This is a genomic window from Kitasatospora sp. NPDC043949 (assembly GCF_056435365.1).
This window is the reverse complement of record NZ_JBWKEQ010000055.1, coordinates 37,252-51,693: the sequence shown is the minus strand read 5'-3', so window position 1 is coordinate 51,693 and position 14,442 is coordinate 37,252. Positions and strand designations below refer to the sequence as shown.

Below are 14,442 nucleotides of genomic sequence, written 5' to 3'. Positions count from 1 at the left end.
CGATGGTACTGCAGGGGGGACCCTGTGGGAGAGTAGGACGCCGCCGAACAATCATTCACAGAGAACCCCCATCCGGGAAACCGGATGGGGGTTCTTTGCATTTGTGGAGATGTGGCCTGGTGGCCGGCTCCTCTCCGATGGGCAGCGACACGGCGGCGGGGCGCGCGGTGGGTGGGGCGCAGGGCGGGCAGGGCCTGCCATGTCGAATATGTGTTCGTGTGGGTGCGTCGGAGTGGGGGGATGGGGGAAGAACAGGGGGAGAGGTCGCCTCTCGGATGCCGTGGAGGACCGATGCGCCGGAACGGACGGGTGGCGGATGCCCTGCTCGCGTCGCTGAGCCGGGACTGGGCGGGAGTGCCGGTCGCGGTGCTGGTGGTGGGTGTGGGGGTCGGGCTGGTCGGGGGCGGTGCGGGATGGCTGGTGGCACTCGGGTGCTTAGTGGTGACTGTGGGTGTGGTATTGGCGGTCGGCGCGGTGCGGCATCTGGTGCTGGTCGGCCGGGGCGCGGGGGCGGGCGGGGCGCCGGGGCGGCTGGTCGGGGTGGGCGGACGCCGGATGCACGTCCTCGCCGAGGGGGTTGCCGGGGATGGGCCGACGGTGGTCTGGATGCCGGGCGGGCACGCGCCGGGCGAGGAGTTCGGGCAGTTGCACGCGATGATGGCGGCCCGGACCCGCTCGGTGCTGGTCGACCGGTTCGGCTCGGGCTGGAGTGACGTCGGGCCTTTCCCGAGGACGACGGCGGCCGAGGCGGAGGAGCTGGTGGCCGCGCTGGAGGCGGCGGGGGAGCGGGCCCCGTACGTGTTCGTCGGCCATTCCTTCGGCGGGCTGCTGGTCGCGAATGCCGCCAGGCGGCGGCCGGACGTGGTGGCCGGACTCGTGCTGCTGGATCCGACGCCCCTGGAGGTCATCGCCTTCGCGCCGCCCAATCGGCTGGTCGCGGGCATGCGCCGAGAGTTCCTGCTGACGGCGGTGCGGCACCTGTTCGGTGTTCACCGGGGCCGGGGCCGGGACAGTCGGACCGGCCAGTACTGCGCCGCCGCGTCGATCTTCGCGGAGCTCTCGCCCGTCGGCCTGGCGGAGGTGGGCTGGGAGACCGTGGTCTACGACGGGGACCTCGGCGACCTGCCGCTGGTGCTGGTCATACCCCGCGACCTCACGGGCGGGGAGCCGGTGCTGGCCGCCGCCGGTGACGCCGCCGAGGCCGAGCGGATGGCCCGCTTCTACCTCGGGGCCCGGACCCGCTACCTGGCGGCGTCGACCGCGTCCCGGGTGGTGCACACGCCGACGGGAACCGGCCATGACTTCCCGACCGAGGAGCCCGGGTTCGTGGTCGGGGTGGTCTCGGATCTGGTGAGCGAACTGCGCACCCTCAGCCCATGACCGTGCGGGCGGAGCCGGTCCGGACCGGGCGGCGGCGGGAGAACGCGCCCAGGTCCACGACGTTGCCGGTGTGCTCGCAGCGGTAGCGGACCGGGTCGCCGTCATGGTCGTGGCCGGCCTCGACCAGGTCGATCAGGGTCGAGAGGTAGCGGCCCACCAGCGGTGCGTTCTTGAACTGGTTGCCGCTCGTGCCCATGGCGACGTAGTAGCCGTCGAGGGCGGTGCGGTCGTAGATCGGGGTCCAGTCGTCGGCGACGTCGTACACGCCCGCGACGCCGACGGGCCGGCTGGGGACCGTGATCCCGGGGAAGCGGCGGGCCGCGCGGGTCACCTGGGTCCGGAAGCGGTGGGCGGTGGGGCGCGGGTCGGCTTCGTCCGGGTCGTCGATCCACTCCGGTGGGTCGCAGGCCGGCTGGGTGCCGCCGATGAGCAGGCGGCCCCCGGCAACCGGGCGCAGGTAGGTGCCGAGGTCGAGGTCGGCGACGACCGGAACCGGCCCGGGGCGGGCGGTGGGGCCGCTGGTGAGGCGGGTGGTGGAGCCGTCGGGCGCGGCGATCTGGTGGACCTCCTCGCGCAGGGGGCGTACACCGATGGTGAAGTCGCTGCCGACACCCGCCAGCCGGTTGAGGCCTCCCGACCACGGGCCGGCGGCGTTGACCACGACCGGCGCGGCGATCCGGGCCCCGTCGGCCAGATGGAGGCCTGCCACGCGGTCCGCGTGCCGGTCGACGGCCACCACGGTGCGGTGGAACAGGAAGCGCGCACCCAGCTCGCCCGCCGCGTCGGCGAGGTTCTGGGCCGCGAGCTGCGGGTCGTCGACGAACCCGGCGTCCGGGGTGAACAGGGCACCGAGCTCACCGGCCGGGCCGTCGAAGAAGGCGTCGTCGTCCACGGGCTTCGGCGGCCAGTACCGCCCGGCGTCGATCCCGGGCAGGCGCCCGCGCAGGGTCGCGGTGTCCCACCGTTCGTACGGGACGCCGGCCAGGTCGAACAGGGCCGCGGTGTCGGCGGGTTCGGGGAAGGGCGCGTCGAGCAGCACGGCGCCGGTGCGGCGGAAGGCCGCGAGCGGGCGGCGGTCGGTGGTGAGCCCGAGGTGCTCGGGCCAGGACGCCCACAGGTGGAGGGACTCCCAGGCCGTGGCGACGCCGTCGAAGGTGGAGTAGTTGAACCGGACGATCGCGCTGGACGCGCCGGTCGATCCGTGGCCGGCCGCGCCGGCCTTGTCCACCACGACCACCTGCCGTCCGGTGCGGGCGAGTTCGAGGGCGACGGCGGTGCCGATCACCCCGGCCCCGACCACCACCGCGTCGGGTCGGTCGACGGTCATCGGGACCTCCGGGAGGGCGGTGGGCCGGACAGGCGGGGGACGGCGGCGAGGAGCTCGCGCGTGTAGGGGTGCTGCGGGTCGCGCAGGAGGGCGTCGGTGGGGCCCGTTTCGACGATCCGGCCGCGCTGCATCACCGCCACCGTATCGGAGACGTAGCAGACCGCGGGCAGGTTGTGGCCGATGAACAGCATGGACAGGCCGAGCCGTTGCCGGAGTTCGCGGATCGTGTTGAGGACGGACGCCTGTACCGAGACGTCGAGTGCCGAGGTGATCTCGTCGGCGATCAGGAGTCCGGGTCCGACGGCCAGGGCGCGGGCGACGGCGACCCGTTGGCGCTGGCCGCCGGACAGCTGCCGGGGCAGGCGGCCGGCGAGCCGGGGGTCCAGTCCGACGAGGTCGAGCAGCGCGGCGACGCGCTCGGTACGGGCGTGCCGGTCGAGCCACTGGAAGACGGTGGCGGCCTCGACGAGGGTCTGGCGGACGGTCATCCGGGGGTCGAGCGCGGTGTCCGGGTCCTGGAGGACGATCTGGACCAGGCGGCCGAGCCGGCGCCGGGCACGGACGGTACGGACCCGGACGTCCTGGCCGTCGACGAGGACCCGGCCCCCGTGCACGGGGGCGAGCCCGACGATCGCGCGGGCCAGGGTCGACTTCCCCGAGCCGGACTCGCCGACGAGCCCGAGCGTGGTGCCGGCCGGGACCTCCAGTGAGACGCGGTCCACGGCGGTGACGGGGCCGCGCGGGCCGTGGTGGCGGACGGTGAGGTCGCAGAGCCGCAGGCTGGTCATGACGGGTCCGCCTCCACCTGATGTTCCGTATGTTCCGTCGCCCGGTCCGTCTCTGCCGGCGCCGGCGGGGGGTACCAGCAGGCGACCCGCTGGAGCGCGTCGACGTCGTCCAGCTGCGGAGCCTCCCGGGCGCAGCGGTCCTGCCGGTACGGGCAGCGGGGCTCGAACGGGCAGCCCGGGGCGGGTGCGATCGGGTCGGGCGGCGCGCCCGCCACGGTGGGCAGCGGCCGGTCGCGGTCCGCGGTGAGGTCCGGTACCGAGGCGACCAGGGCCCGGGTGTAGGGGTGCCGGGCGGCGGTGGCGAGCCGGTCGGCGGGGAGGGTTTCGACGACGGAGCCCGCGTACATCACCAGGACGCGTTCGCAGAATCCGCTCACGAGCGCGATGTCGTGGCTGATGAACAGGACGGCGGCGGAGGTGTCCCGCCGCAGGTCGGAGAGCAGTTCGGTGATCTGCCGCTGCACGGTGGTGTCGAGGGCGGTCGTCGGTTCGTCGGCGATGATCAGGCCGGGCCGCATCATCAGGCCGGCGGCGATCATCACGCGCTGGCGCTGGCCGCCGGAGAGCTGGTGGGGGCGTGACCGTAGCAGGGCGGGGGGCAGGGCCACCCGTTGCAGGGCGTCCGCGGCATCGCGCAGGGCCTGGGTGCGGCTCGTGCCGAGATGGGTGCGGGGTGCCTCGGTGAGCTGGGTGGCGATCCGGAGTGACGGGTTGAGTGCCGTGGCCGGGTTCTGGAAGACCATCGCCAGGCCGGTCGCGAGGTGCTGGTCGCGCTGCTTCGGCGTCATGGCGTCCAGGTCGGCGCCGAGCAGCCGGAGGGTGCGGTGGGATACCCGGGCGCGCTCGGGGAGCAGGTCGGCGATCGCGAGCGCGGTGAGCGACTTGCCGGAGCCGGACTCGCCGACGAGTCCGACGATCTCGCCCGGCCGCAGGGAGAGGCTCACGCCGCGGACCGGCCGGATCACGCCTTCCGGGGTGGGGAGTTCGACGCTCAGCTCCTCGACGTGGAGGACGAGGCCGTCCTCGTCGGGCCCGCTCGGCCCGCTCGGTGCACTCGGCCCGCTCGGCCCGCTCGGCCCGCTCGGTGCACTCGGCCCACCCGGCGCGATCCGTCGCCGGGGCGTACGGTCCGTACGGTCCGCCGGGTTGCGCCGGGCGGCGCCTCCGGCCAGGACCTCGCCGAGCAGTTGGAACGTCACCGCCGCGTAGAGGATGGCCAGGCCGGGGGCGAGGGCGGGCAGCGGCTGTGCGTAGATCCGGTCGAGCCCCTGGTTGAGCAGTTGCCCCCAGTCGTAGCCGGGCGGTTGGACGCCCAGGCCGAGGAAGCTCAGCCCGGAGAGCGCGACCAGGGAGGTGCCCGCCGCCGTGGTCGCGCTCAGCAGCAGCGGTTCGGCGATGTTGGGCAGGACGTGCCGCCACAGCAGCCGGTGCCGGCGCAGGCCGAGGACCCGGGCGGAGGCCAGGTGGTCGGTGCCCGCGACGGCGGCGGCGAGGGTCTGGGCGAGCCGGGCGAAGCCGGGTACACCGGCGACGGCGAGGGCGAGCATCGCCCCGGCCGCGCCCGCGCCGAACACGACCGCGAGGAAGAGCGCGACCAGGAGTGCGGGGAAGGCGAGCAGGAGGTTGATCAGTGCCGCGAGCAGGCGGCGGGCGCGGGGGCCGACGACGGCGGTGGACGCGCCGAGGAGGATGCCCGTGCTCGCGCCGATCGCGGTCGCGGCCAGCGCGAGCAGCAGGGAGGGCCGGGTGGCGGTCAGGACCCGGGCGAGCAGGTCCCGTCCGAGGTTGTCGGTGCCGAAGGGGTGGGCAGTGGAGGGGCCTTGGAGCACCGCCGAGGGGTCGGGCAGGTCGGCCGCCGCGCCCCAGACGAGCGGGCCCGCCAGCGCGAGCACGATCAGAGAGGCCAGCATGGCGGTGGCGGCCCAGGCCATGGGCGAGCGGAGGTACCTGGTGGGAAGGGGCATCGGCACCTCAGCTCTCCCGGATCGTCGAGCGCGGGTCGAGCAGCGCCAGCAGCACGTCGACCAGGAGGGCGGCGAGCAGGACGGTCGTGCCGAGGATCAGGACCATCGCCTGGATCACCGGGTAGTCCTGCGAGCTCACGGACTGCGCCAGGGCCGAACCGATGCCGGGCCAGGCGAAGACCTTCTCCACCAGCACGGTGCCGGCGATCAGGGCGGGCAGCAGGCCTCCGGCGACGGTGAGCGCGGCGGTGGCCATGTTCGGCGCCGCGTGCCGTAGGTAACGGCGTAGCGGTGACAGCCGCTTTCCGCGGGCGGTGCGCAGGTAGTCCTCGGACAGCACCTTCAGCGCCTCCACCCGGACGATGCGCACCAGGACGGCGGTGGGCGCCACGGAGAGCGCGAGGACCGGCAGGACGAAGGACCCGGCGCCCGCCGTGCCGGCCACCGGCAGCAGTTGGAGGCCGACGGCCAGCAGCGCGGTGAGCCCGGCGGCCAGGACGAAGTCGGGGATCCCGGCCAGGCCGGCGGTGAGCGTGGTGAACGCCAGTTCGCTGCGCGGGTGCCGGCCGTCCCGGGTGCGGACGGCGGCGAGCAGGCCGCCGGGCAGGGCGACGGCGAGGGTGACGAGGAAGGCCAGGCCGGCGATCTCCAGGGTGGCCGGCAGCCGGGTGCGGACGAGCTCCGCGACCGGTGTCGAGGTGACCAGCGAGGTGCCGAGGTCGCCGTGCACGAGGCCGTCGACATAGTGCCGGTACTGGGCCAGGAAGGGTTCGTCGAGCCCGAGTTGGTGCCGGCGTGCGGCCACCAGGGCGGGGGAGGCGTCGACGCCGAGCGCCGCGCGGACCGGGTCTCCGGGCACCAGGCGGATCATCGCGAACGATGCGGTGAGCACGACCCCGAGCGAGAGGAGCAGCCGGGCGGTGCGCCGGCCGAGGAACGCCGTCCACGGGTGCCGTAGGAGACGGGGCATGAGGTGCCGCGGCAGATGCGGCAGAGGCGGCGAACGGCGGGGTACGGTCACGCGGGTTCCCCCGGTCATCGGTGCAGGCGGATGCTGGTGGGGACGAGCTGGCCGCCGAAGGTGGTGGCGAAGGTGGTGCTGCGCCCGTACACGCTGCTCCGGCCGTCGGCGATCGGCAGGGCGTCGGCCGATCGGAAGAGGGCGGCGGCGGCCCGGTTCCAGGTGGCGCAGCCTTCGGTGTCCGGTTCCCGGAGGGCCTGGGCGACCAGGGCGTCGTATTCGGGGTTGGCCACGCCCGCGAAGTTGAGGCCCTGGGCGGGGGGCGGGCCGGAGAAGAAGGGGATGAAGCCGATGGGCAGGGCGAAGCCGGGGGAGGTGCCGACCACGACGTCGAAGTCGCCGGTCTGGTACATGGCGTTGACGAGTGCGGGCAGGCTCTCGGTGACCAGCTTGACGTCCGCGCCCAGCACCGTCCAGGTCCGGGCCATCAGTTCGGCGACGGGTGACAGCGTGGGGCCGAGGTCGGGGCTGGTGATCAGGCGCAGCCGGAGCGGCTTGCCGTCCTTGGTCAGCCGGCCGTCCGGGCCACGGGTCCAGCCGGCGGCGCGCAGTGCCTCGGTGGCGTCCTGCGCGGGCAGGTTGGCGGCGGCGAGGTCGGCGTGGCAGACGGCGCCCTCGGCGCCGAAGTCGGTGGCGGGCGTGCCGGTGCCGCCGACGGCGACGTTGGCGAGGCCCTGGCGGTCGAGCGCGGACACCAGGGCCCGGCGCAGGGCCGGTTCGGCCAGCGGCCGGCCGGGGCGCTGGTTGAAGAAGGTCATCCCGACGACGGTCGCCACGTCGGTGGTGGACAGGCCGTGGCCGGTGAGCCGGGTGCGGTCCGGCCCGTTCACGTCCGCGATGTCGACGTCCCCGGTGAGCAGCAGGTTCGCGGTGGTGGAGGCCTGGGGCACCACCGAGATGACGAGGCGGGCCGGCAGGCCGGGCTCCGCGGTGGTCGCGCCGGCCGGGCCCCAGGTGTAGCCCTCGCGGACGGTGAACTCGTACGGCCCGCCCGGGGTGTAGTGGGTCAGCACGTACGGTCCGGTGCCCCGGGTGGAGCGGTCCAGCGTCCGGGGCCGGTCGAGGCCGGCGGGGCAGACGATCGGCAGCAGGCCGATGGTGCGGGTGAGGAACGGGAAGGGGGTGGTGGTGGTCGCCGTCACGGTGCCGGTCGCGTCGTCGGCGCTCGCGGTGTACGGGACGCTGGGCAGGACGGTCTGGGCGCCGGCGAGCTGGTTGGCCGGGTCTCCGGCGTAGGTCAGCGCGCGGGCGACCGCCGTGGCGGTGAGGGGGGTGCCGTCGGAGCAGGTGATCCCCGGGCGGAGGGTGAAGACGGCCGTGGTGGTGGTGGCCTCCCAGGAGGAGGCCAGGCCGGAGACCAGGGTGGCGTCGGCGGAGACGTTGACCAGCGAGTCGTAGGCGTAGCGGGCCTGGGCCGCGCCGAAGGCCGTGTACGGGTCGAAGCTCGGCGTCTCGCTGGACGCGGCGATCCGGACGGTCCCGTGTTCGGCGAGCGGGGTGCTCGTCGAGGGACGGGCCGCGCCCCCGCAGCCGGCCACCGTGACGGTCAGTGCGGCGGCCAGGACGGTGGCGGCGGCCGTCCGGACGGGCGGCGGGGTACGACGGGGCATGGCCGTCATGGTGCCACCGAGTTCTGCCACTGGCGAGTCAACTCGCTTGCCCGGTAAGAGTGTTCGAATGTGGCACGGTGGTCGGGGTCAGGCGTGCCGGAGGCAGAGGGTGCCCCACTGGAAGCCCGCGCCGATCCCGGACAGGACGTAGGTGTCGCCCGGTCGCAGGCCGCCCGCGGCGACGGTGGAGTGGAGTGCGGTGAACAGGCCGGCCGATCCGGTGTTGCCGAGCCGGTCGACGGTGACGGGGACGCGGTCCTGAGGGACGCCCATGGCCTTCACGGTTTCGGTGAGGAGGTTCAGGTTGGCCTGGTGCAGGAAGAAGTGCCGGATCTCGTCGAGCGGCACGCCGGCCTGCCGGGCGGCGCTGGTGATGCTCTCGGGCAGGCGGGTGGTGGCGGTGTTCCAGACGGAGCGGCCGTCCATGCGCAGGTAGTGGGCGCCGGCGGCCAGGGTGGCCGCGCTGGTGGGCAGCCGGGAGCCGCCGGCCGGGACCTGGACGTCGTAGGAGAGCTGGGAGCCCAGGTCGTAGGAGAGCAGGCCCGCGCCGGCGGTCTCGGAGCGGGTGAGCACGACGGCGGCCGCGGCGTCGCCGAAGAAGACGCCGGTGGTGCGGTCCGTGGGGTCGGTGATCCTGGAGGCGCAGTCGGCGGCGAGGACCAGGATGGTGGTGATGGAAGGGTTCTGGAGGAGGTGGGCGGCGATCAGTACGGCCTGGACGCCGGAGGCGCAGGCCGCCTGGGTGACGTCCAGGGACAGGGCTCGGTGGGCGCCCAGGGCGTCCTTGACGATCAGCGCGGTGGAGGGCAGGGGCTGGTCCCAGGTGTAGGTGGCGACGATCACCGCGTCCAACTGGGCGGGGGCGGTGCCCGCCGCGTCCAAGGCCTGGTGCGCGGCGTCGACGCACATGTCGGAGGTGGCCAGGTCCGGGGCCAGGCGCCGGCGTTCACGGATGCCGGTGCGGCTGGTGATCCATGCGTCGCTGGTGTCGAGGGAGCGGGTCAGCTGCTCGTTGGTGACGACGGTCGGGGGCAGGTGCACCCCGGTCCCCGCGACGGCGAACGGGGCGGGTAACCCCGCGCCGGTGTGGTGGTGCAGGGGCTTGTCCTGGGTGACGGTCATGCGACGGTGCTCCGCTCGGGCGCGATCAGGACCTCCGGGGCGGTGTGGCGGCGGCCGGAGGCGCAGGGGTCGCCGAGCACGCTACGGCGGGCGGTCCGGGTGATGAGGGCGCCGCGATCCCGGAAACCGGATGCGGCGCACGCACAGCCGACCCTCCCGGCGCGCCGACCGGGGACAAGTAAGCTCATCAGAACGTCCGTGCGCACGGTGACATCCCGGGGCTCCGGTTGATGCGGTCGCCTTCTGCACGGGTCGGGGGCGAAACCCGCCGCCTCATCCGTTCGGGGGATACCGAGGCCGCTGTTTCGGGCGACCGGGTGGGGCGGCAGGCCCGGCACCGCCACACTGGCCGCATGAGCGCGAGGACGAACGAGCCGGGCCGGGCGACGAGCCATCTGGCGGACCGCTACTGGGAGTTCCTGCTGGAGCGCGATCCACTGCTGAGAGTCCGCCAGGGGCTCCCGGTCGAGACGCTCCCCGGAGCGTCGCCCGCCGAGGCCGAGGAACGGGCGCGGTTCGCCGAGGAGGTGCTGGCCCGGGCGCGGACGCTCGACGGCGCGGAGCTGTCCGGCACCGATGCCGACACCGTCGGATTCCTCGCGGGGTTGGCCGAGCAGGAGGTGCGCGCCCACCGCTGCTACTGGCTGACGCCCGCGGCCACGCCGTACCGGCTGTTCCCGCTGTCGCAGTACGTCGACGCGGCCCTGCGGAGCCACCGGTTCGGCGAACCAGCGGACGCCGAACGGTACTTGGTGCTGGTGCGCGAGCTGGCCCGGGTGGTCGGCTCGATCGGTGACAAGACGGCGGGGCAGGCCGCGCGCGGCTTCCGGGTGCCCGCTCCGGCCCTGCCCGGGGTGCGCGCCACCCTCGCGGGCCTGCGGGCGTCGGTGGCGGAGCGCGTGGAGGTGGACGAGGCCCGGCTCGGTGAGTTGGGGCCGGCCGAGCGCGGACGGGTCCGGAGCGGCGTGCGGCGGCTGGTGGAAGCCGAGTTGCTGCCGGCCTTCGACGGCCTGCGCGCCGTCCTCGACGACCCGGACTACCAGCGCGAGGCGCCGCAGGCCGTCGGCTGGGCCCGGTATGAAGGCGGTGAGGAGGCGTACCGGGAGTTCGTCCGGATCCACAGCGGGGGCGACACGCCGCCCGAGCGGCTCCACGAGCTCGGCCGGGAGCAGTGCCGGGAGCTCGCCGAGCGGATGCGGGAGGCCCGAGCCGCCCTCGGATTCCACGGCCCGGAGGGGGAGTTCCACGAGCGGCTGCGCACCGAGCCCCGGCTCTACGCGCGGACTCCCGAGGAGGTCGAGGCCCGCTATCGCGGCTACCTCGACCGGCTCGCCCCGCTGCTGCCGCGCTGGTTCGCGGTGCTGCCGGCCGCGCCGTACGGACTGGCGCGGCTGGATCCGGCGCTGGAGGCGGGGATGACCTTCGGGTACTACGAGCTGCCCACTCCGGCCGCCCCGATCGGGCGCTACCGCTACAACGGTTCCGGTCTGGAAGGGCGCTCGCTGATCGGCGCGGCCTCCCTGATCCACCACGAGCTGGCCCCCGGGCACCACTTCCACCTCGCCCGGCAGGCCGAGAACCGCGTGCTGCCGCAACTGCGTCGTGAGGTGGCCGAGTTCGGCGCCTTCAACGAGGGCTGGGCCGAGTACGCGGCGGGCCTCGGCTGGGAGATGGGCCTCTACGACGACCCCTGGGACGCCTACGGGCGCCTTGCGCAGGAGCGATTCACCGCGCAGCGCCTCGTCGTGGACACCGGGCTCAACCTCGGGACGATGAGCCTGGAGCAGGCCCGGGACTTCATGCGCGCCAACTCCACCGAGGCGGACGGCCAGATCGCCTCGGACCTGCTGCGGTACTCGACGGACCTGCCCGGGCAGGCGCTGTCCTACCGTGCGGGCTACCTGGAGTTCGTTCGGTTGCGGGCCCGGGCGGAGGCCGAGAAGGGGGCCGGTTTCGAGGTGCGGACCTTCCACGAGGCCGTGCTGGGTGGTGGCGGGCTGCCGTTCCCCGTGTTGCGCCGACGGGTGGAACGAGGGGCCCAGGACGGGACCTGATAGTTAAATAGGATAATTGGCTTATTTGGTGAGTATGCATATTCCAGCCCGTGGAGGCGGATTGGATTTAAAGCACTCGCACGGGTGAATTCCGCCAAGGACGTTTGCTCTCGGTGGACCTGGCTCGACTACGGTGGCCAGGGAGCGGGCGGTGGACCCCAGAGGAATTTTCGGCCCAGCAGGGAATCCGGCACGGGAACGAAGAATTTCGGACATGGGTGCTTCCGTCCGCCCTGTTGTGTGTGCTCCGGAGTTCGCAGTGCCCCCGGGGTCCCCTGTCATCCGTCTGCGTAGAGAGGTTGGAGCATCATGCCGCCCGTAGTACCGCCCTTCCTGATCGGCCTCATCGTCGCGCCGCTGGCCAAGCGGCTCCTCAAGCCGCTGGTCCGTGGCGTCGTCAAGACGTCCGTCGGCATCGCCATGGAGGTGAAGAAGGCGGCCCATGAGGCCGGAGAGGGAATCCACGACCTCGCGGCCGAGGTGGCCGCCGACATGGTGGCCGCGCAGATCACCTCCGACGAGCACCACCGGGCCGCCGAGGGCCCCGTCCCGCACAAGGACAAGACCGAGCCCGTCCACCGGGTCGAGCACGAGTCGAGGGCCCCGAAGATCCGCGCGACCGCGACCGTCGGCGCCGGCAAGACTCCCTGACGCTCCGCCCCGCGGACCGATCAGTCGCTCGGGCGCATGTTTCGAACGGTCTCGGAAGATGTGCCCGAGCAGCTACCGCCGCCCCGTCGGCCGTATCGCTTTCCCCTTCAGACTTTCCATTTGCCGCGGTGCTCCGTCATGCCCAATGACGGTCCATCCGCGACCTCCGCAAACAGGTGATCGTACACATGCCATCTCTGCTGGCCGCAGCAGCCGGGAACCTTCCCGTGGATTCGGACGTGCGCCCGCGCTCGGTCATCCCGGGGCGCCAGCGCTGGGACGTCAAGCCGGTCCTCGGACGGCCCCGGACGGCCGAGATCCTCGCCGCCGCCCTGCGGCGCGTCCCCGGGATCACCGAGGCGCAGGCGAGTCCGGTCACCGGTGGAGTCCTCGTCCGGCACGACGCGCGGGTGCGCGCCGTGGACGTCGGCCGGATCGTCCGCAGGGCCGTCGCCCTGGTCGTGCAGGGGCCGACCGGGACGGTGAGTCCGGCGTCGGCGCGGCCCGCCGCACCGGCCCCGCGCCCGGACCGCGGCCTCGTCGTGCGACCGGTCCTCGCCGTCGGCGGCGGGGTGGCTGCCGGCGTCGCGCTGATCCGGGGGTCGGCGCTGAGCAGGCAACTGGTGGCACTCGGCGGGGTCGCGACCGCGACCGTGGCCGTCCTTCGGAAGGCCTGGCGCGGAACGGCCGACACGGCCGGCGAGCCGGCCGGGACCGGAACCGAACGCCACCCCCTGCTGGAGGTCGTCGGACCGCACCGGCGCCGGCTCTTCCGCGCCTCCGCGCTCTCGGTCGCCTGCCAGGTCGCGGAGATGGCGCTCGCCACCTTCCTCGGCTGGACGGCTCTGGTCCTCATCAAGGGCGAGGCCGCGCCGTTGGTCCGCATCGGTCTGACCACCGCGTCCGCCCAACTCTGGGGCCTGGCAGGGCTGGTGGCCGTCGCTTGTGCCGCCGTCGCGGGCCTCTCCTACTCCTCGAACCTCCAGTGGCGCCGACTCGGCCAGGACATCGAGCACGACTGGCGGAGCCGCACGTACGATCACGTCCAGCACCTCGAACTGCGGCACCTGGAAGGCGAACGGACCACCCGGATCGCCGGCGTGCTCACCGACGACGTCCGCCAGCTGGGCGCCTTCTTCACCACCTCGGCCAACGACGTGCTCCAGCTGGGCACCAGCCTGGCCATCCTGGTGCCGGTGTTCCTGCTGCTGGCACCGCAGATCGCCTGGATCGCGTTCCTGCCCATCCCGGTCATCGCCTGGCTGTCGCTCCGTTACCAGGAGAAGGTCACGGCCGACTACGCCGTCTCCGGTGAGAACCGGGCCAGGCTGCACAGCCAGCTGGTCAACAGCCTGGAGGCCGGCGCCACCGTCAAGAGCTTCTGCACCGAGGACTACGAGGCCGAGCGCATCGACCGGCTGAGCGCGGTGGCCCAGGAGAGCAACGAGCGGACCGACCGGAGCACGATCCGCCACGCCGAGACCGTCCGGGTCTGCACGACCAGCTCGATGGCCGGCACCCTGCTGATCGGCGGCCGGTCGGTACTCAACGGCAGCCTGCCGTTCGAGGTGTTCAGCCCGCTGATCGGGCTGCCCCAGATGGTGCTGCTGCGGATGAACCGACTCGGCGGCATCGTCGACCAGTACCAGCGCACGCTCGCCGCCTACGACCGGGTCCACCACCTGCGGGCCCTGCCCGTCGAGGCAGAGGGCATCGGCGGACCGCTCGACACCGGGAAGGTGCGGGGCGAGATCGTCCTCGACGGAGTGACCTTCGCCTACCCCGGCCGCCCGCCGGTGCTGGAGGACCTCTCGCTGACCATTCCCGCAGGCCAGGTCACCGCCCTCGTCGGCGCCACCGGCTCCGGCAAGACGACCGTCGCCAAGCTGCTGATGCGCTTCCAGGACGCGGAGTCCGGTGCCGTGCTGCTCGACGGGCGCGACGTGCGCGACCTGCCGCGCCGGGACCTGCGGGACGCGGTCGGGTTCGTCGCCCAGGACCCGTTCCTCTTCGACGGCAGCATCGCCGACAACATCCGCTACGGCAGCTTCGGCGCCTCGGACGAGGCCGTGGTCAAGGCGGCCATGATGGCCGAGGCGCACGCCTTCGTCGCGACGCTGCCGGACGGCTACGACACCCTGATCGGCGAACGCGGCGCCGCGCTCTCGGGCGGCCAGCGGCAGCGGATCGCCCTGGCGCGGGCGATCCTCAAGGACGCGCCGGTCGTGATCCTCGACGAGGCCACCTCCGCCGTGGACAACGAGACCGAGGCCGCCATCCAGCGCACGCTCCGGAGGTTCGCCGCCGAGCGGACCATGGTCGTGATCGCCCACCGGCTCTCCACCGTCCGCCACGCCGACCGGATCTACGTCATGGACAAGGGCGGCGTCGTGGCCGAACAGGGCACCCACGACGAACTCCTCGCCCAGCACGGACTCTACGCATCCCTCTGGCAGCTCCAGGCCGGCGAACTCGCCGCCTGACCGCAGCAGCCGCGCCACCCGAGCACCCACCGCGTGACGTCA

At 73.6% G+C, this 14,442-nt stretch carries 10 protein-coding genes; 4 read left to right on the top strand and 6 right to left on the bottom strand.

The annotated features are described in order from the left end of the window. Positions 1-291 precede the first annotated feature (291 nt). The gene (locus tag AC07AL_RS32255; RefSeq protein ID WP_478319147.1) at positions 292-1,380 is read left to right on the top strand and encodes an alpha/beta fold hydrolase; all 1,089 of its coding nucleotides are present in this window, start codon (positions 292-294) and stop codon (positions 1,378-1,380) included. Here AC07AL_RS32255 and AC07AL_RS32250 read toward each other — a convergent pair. From AC07AL_RS32250 to AC07AL_RS32225, 6 genes are all read right to left on the bottom strand, one after another. Beyond that, positions 1,370-2,707: an NAD(P)/FAD-dependent oxidoreductase gene (locus tag AC07AL_RS32250; protein ID WP_478319145.1), complete on the bottom strand. Its 1,338-nt coding sequence runs from the start codon at positions 2,705-2,707 to the stop codon at positions 1,370-1,372. The two genes, AC07AL_RS32255 and AC07AL_RS32250, sit on opposite strands and share 11 nt — an antisense overlap. Beyond that, positions 2,704-3,495 (bottom strand): ABC transporter ATP-binding protein, encoded by a 792-nt coding sequence (locus AC07AL_RS32245; RefSeq protein ID WP_363625564.1) that lies wholly within the window; start codon positions 3,493-3,495, stop codon positions 2,704-2,706. The genes AC07AL_RS32250 and AC07AL_RS32245 overlap by 4 nt, the downstream gene beginning before the upstream one ends. Next, the gene (locus AC07AL_RS32240; RefSeq protein WP_478319144.1) at positions 3,492-5,459 is read right to left on the bottom strand and encodes a dipeptide/oligopeptide/nickel ABC transporter permease/ATP-binding protein; all 1,968 of its coding nucleotides are present in this window, start codon (positions 5,457-5,459) and stop codon (positions 3,492-3,494) included. Before AC07AL_RS32240 ends, AC07AL_RS32245 begins: the two co-directional genes overlap by 4 nt. Positions 5,460-5,466: 7 nt before the next feature. Continuing rightward, positions 5,467-6,429: an ABC transporter permease gene (locus AC07AL_RS32235; protein WP_363587273.1), complete on the bottom strand. Its 963-nt coding sequence runs from the start codon at positions 6,427-6,429 to the stop codon at positions 5,467-5,469. Between the two features lie 65 nt (positions 6,430-6,494). Next, entirely contained in the window at positions 6,495-8,090 is a 1,596-nt protein-coding gene (locus tag AC07AL_RS32230) for an ABC transporter substrate-binding protein (protein ID WP_478319143.1), read from the bottom strand. Positions 8,091-8,177: 87 nt separating this feature from the next. Further along, positions 8,178-9,212, bottom strand: coding sequence for a 3-oxoacyl-ACP synthase III family protein (locus AC07AL_RS32225; RefSeq protein ID WP_400989595.1), 1,035 nt, complete (start codon positions 9,210-9,212; stop codon positions 8,178-8,180). 353 nt (positions 9,213-9,565) lie between these two features. On the opposite strand from AC07AL_RS32225, the gene AC07AL_RS32220 reads away from it, so the two are divergent. From AC07AL_RS32220 to AC07AL_RS32210, 3 genes are all read left to right on the top strand, one after another. After that, a complete protein-coding gene (locus AC07AL_RS32220; RefSeq protein ID WP_478319141.1) occupies positions 9,566-11,266 on the top strand; it encodes a DUF885 domain-containing protein in 1,701 nt (566 codons plus the stop codon). Positions 11,267-11,575: 309 nt separating this feature from the next. After that, on the top strand, positions 11,576-11,917 hold the full coding sequence (locus AC07AL_RS32215; protein ID WP_363587269.1) for a DUF5132 domain-containing protein: 342 nt from the start codon (positions 11,576-11,578) through the stop codon (positions 11,915-11,917). A 188-nt stretch (positions 11,918-12,105) separates the two neighbouring features. After that, entirely contained in the window at positions 12,106-14,400 is a 2,295-nt protein-coding gene (locus AC07AL_RS32210) for an ABC transporter ATP-binding protein (RefSeq protein WP_478319139.1), read from the top strand. Positions 14,401-14,442 lie beyond the last annotated feature (42 nt).

Coding starts and splice junctions, on each gene's coding strand:
- AC07AL_RS32230 (WP_478319143.1), bottom strand. CDS start 8,090: ATGCCCCGTCGTACCCCGCCGCCCGTCCGGACGGCCGCCGCCACCGTC.
- AC07AL_RS32240 (WP_478319144.1), bottom strand. CDS start 5,459: ATGCCCCTTCCCACCAGGTACCTCCGCTCGCCCATGGCCTGGGCCGCC.
- AC07AL_RS32220 (WP_478319141.1), top strand. CDS start 9,566: ATGAGCGCGAGGACGAACGAGCCGGGCCGGGCGACGAGCCATCTGGCG.
- AC07AL_RS32235 (WP_363587273.1), bottom strand. CDS start 6,429: ATGCCCCGTCTCCTACGGCACCCGTGGACGGCGTTCCTCGGCCGGCGC.
- AC07AL_RS32225 (WP_400989595.1), bottom strand. CDS start 9,212: ATGACCGTCACCCAGGACAAGCCCCTGCACCACCACACCGGCGCGGGG.
- AC07AL_RS32245 (WP_363625564.1), bottom strand. CDS start 3,495: ATGACCAGCCTGCGGCTCTGCGACCTCACCGTCCGCCACCACGGCCCG.
- AC07AL_RS32255 (WP_478319147.1), top strand. CDS start 292: ATGCGCCGGAACGGACGGGTGGCGGATGCCCTGCTCGCGTCGCTGAGC.
- AC07AL_RS32210 (WP_478319139.1), top strand. CDS start 12,106: ATGCCATCTCTGCTGGCCGCAGCAGCCGGGAACCTTCCCGTGGATTCG.
- AC07AL_RS32215 (WP_363587269.1), top strand. CDS start 11,576: ATGCCGCCCGTAGTACCGCCCTTCCTGATCGGCCTCATCGTCGCGCCG.
- AC07AL_RS32250 (WP_478319145.1), bottom strand. CDS start 2,707: ATGACCGTCGACCGACCCGACGCGGTGGTGGTCGGGGCCGGGGTGATC.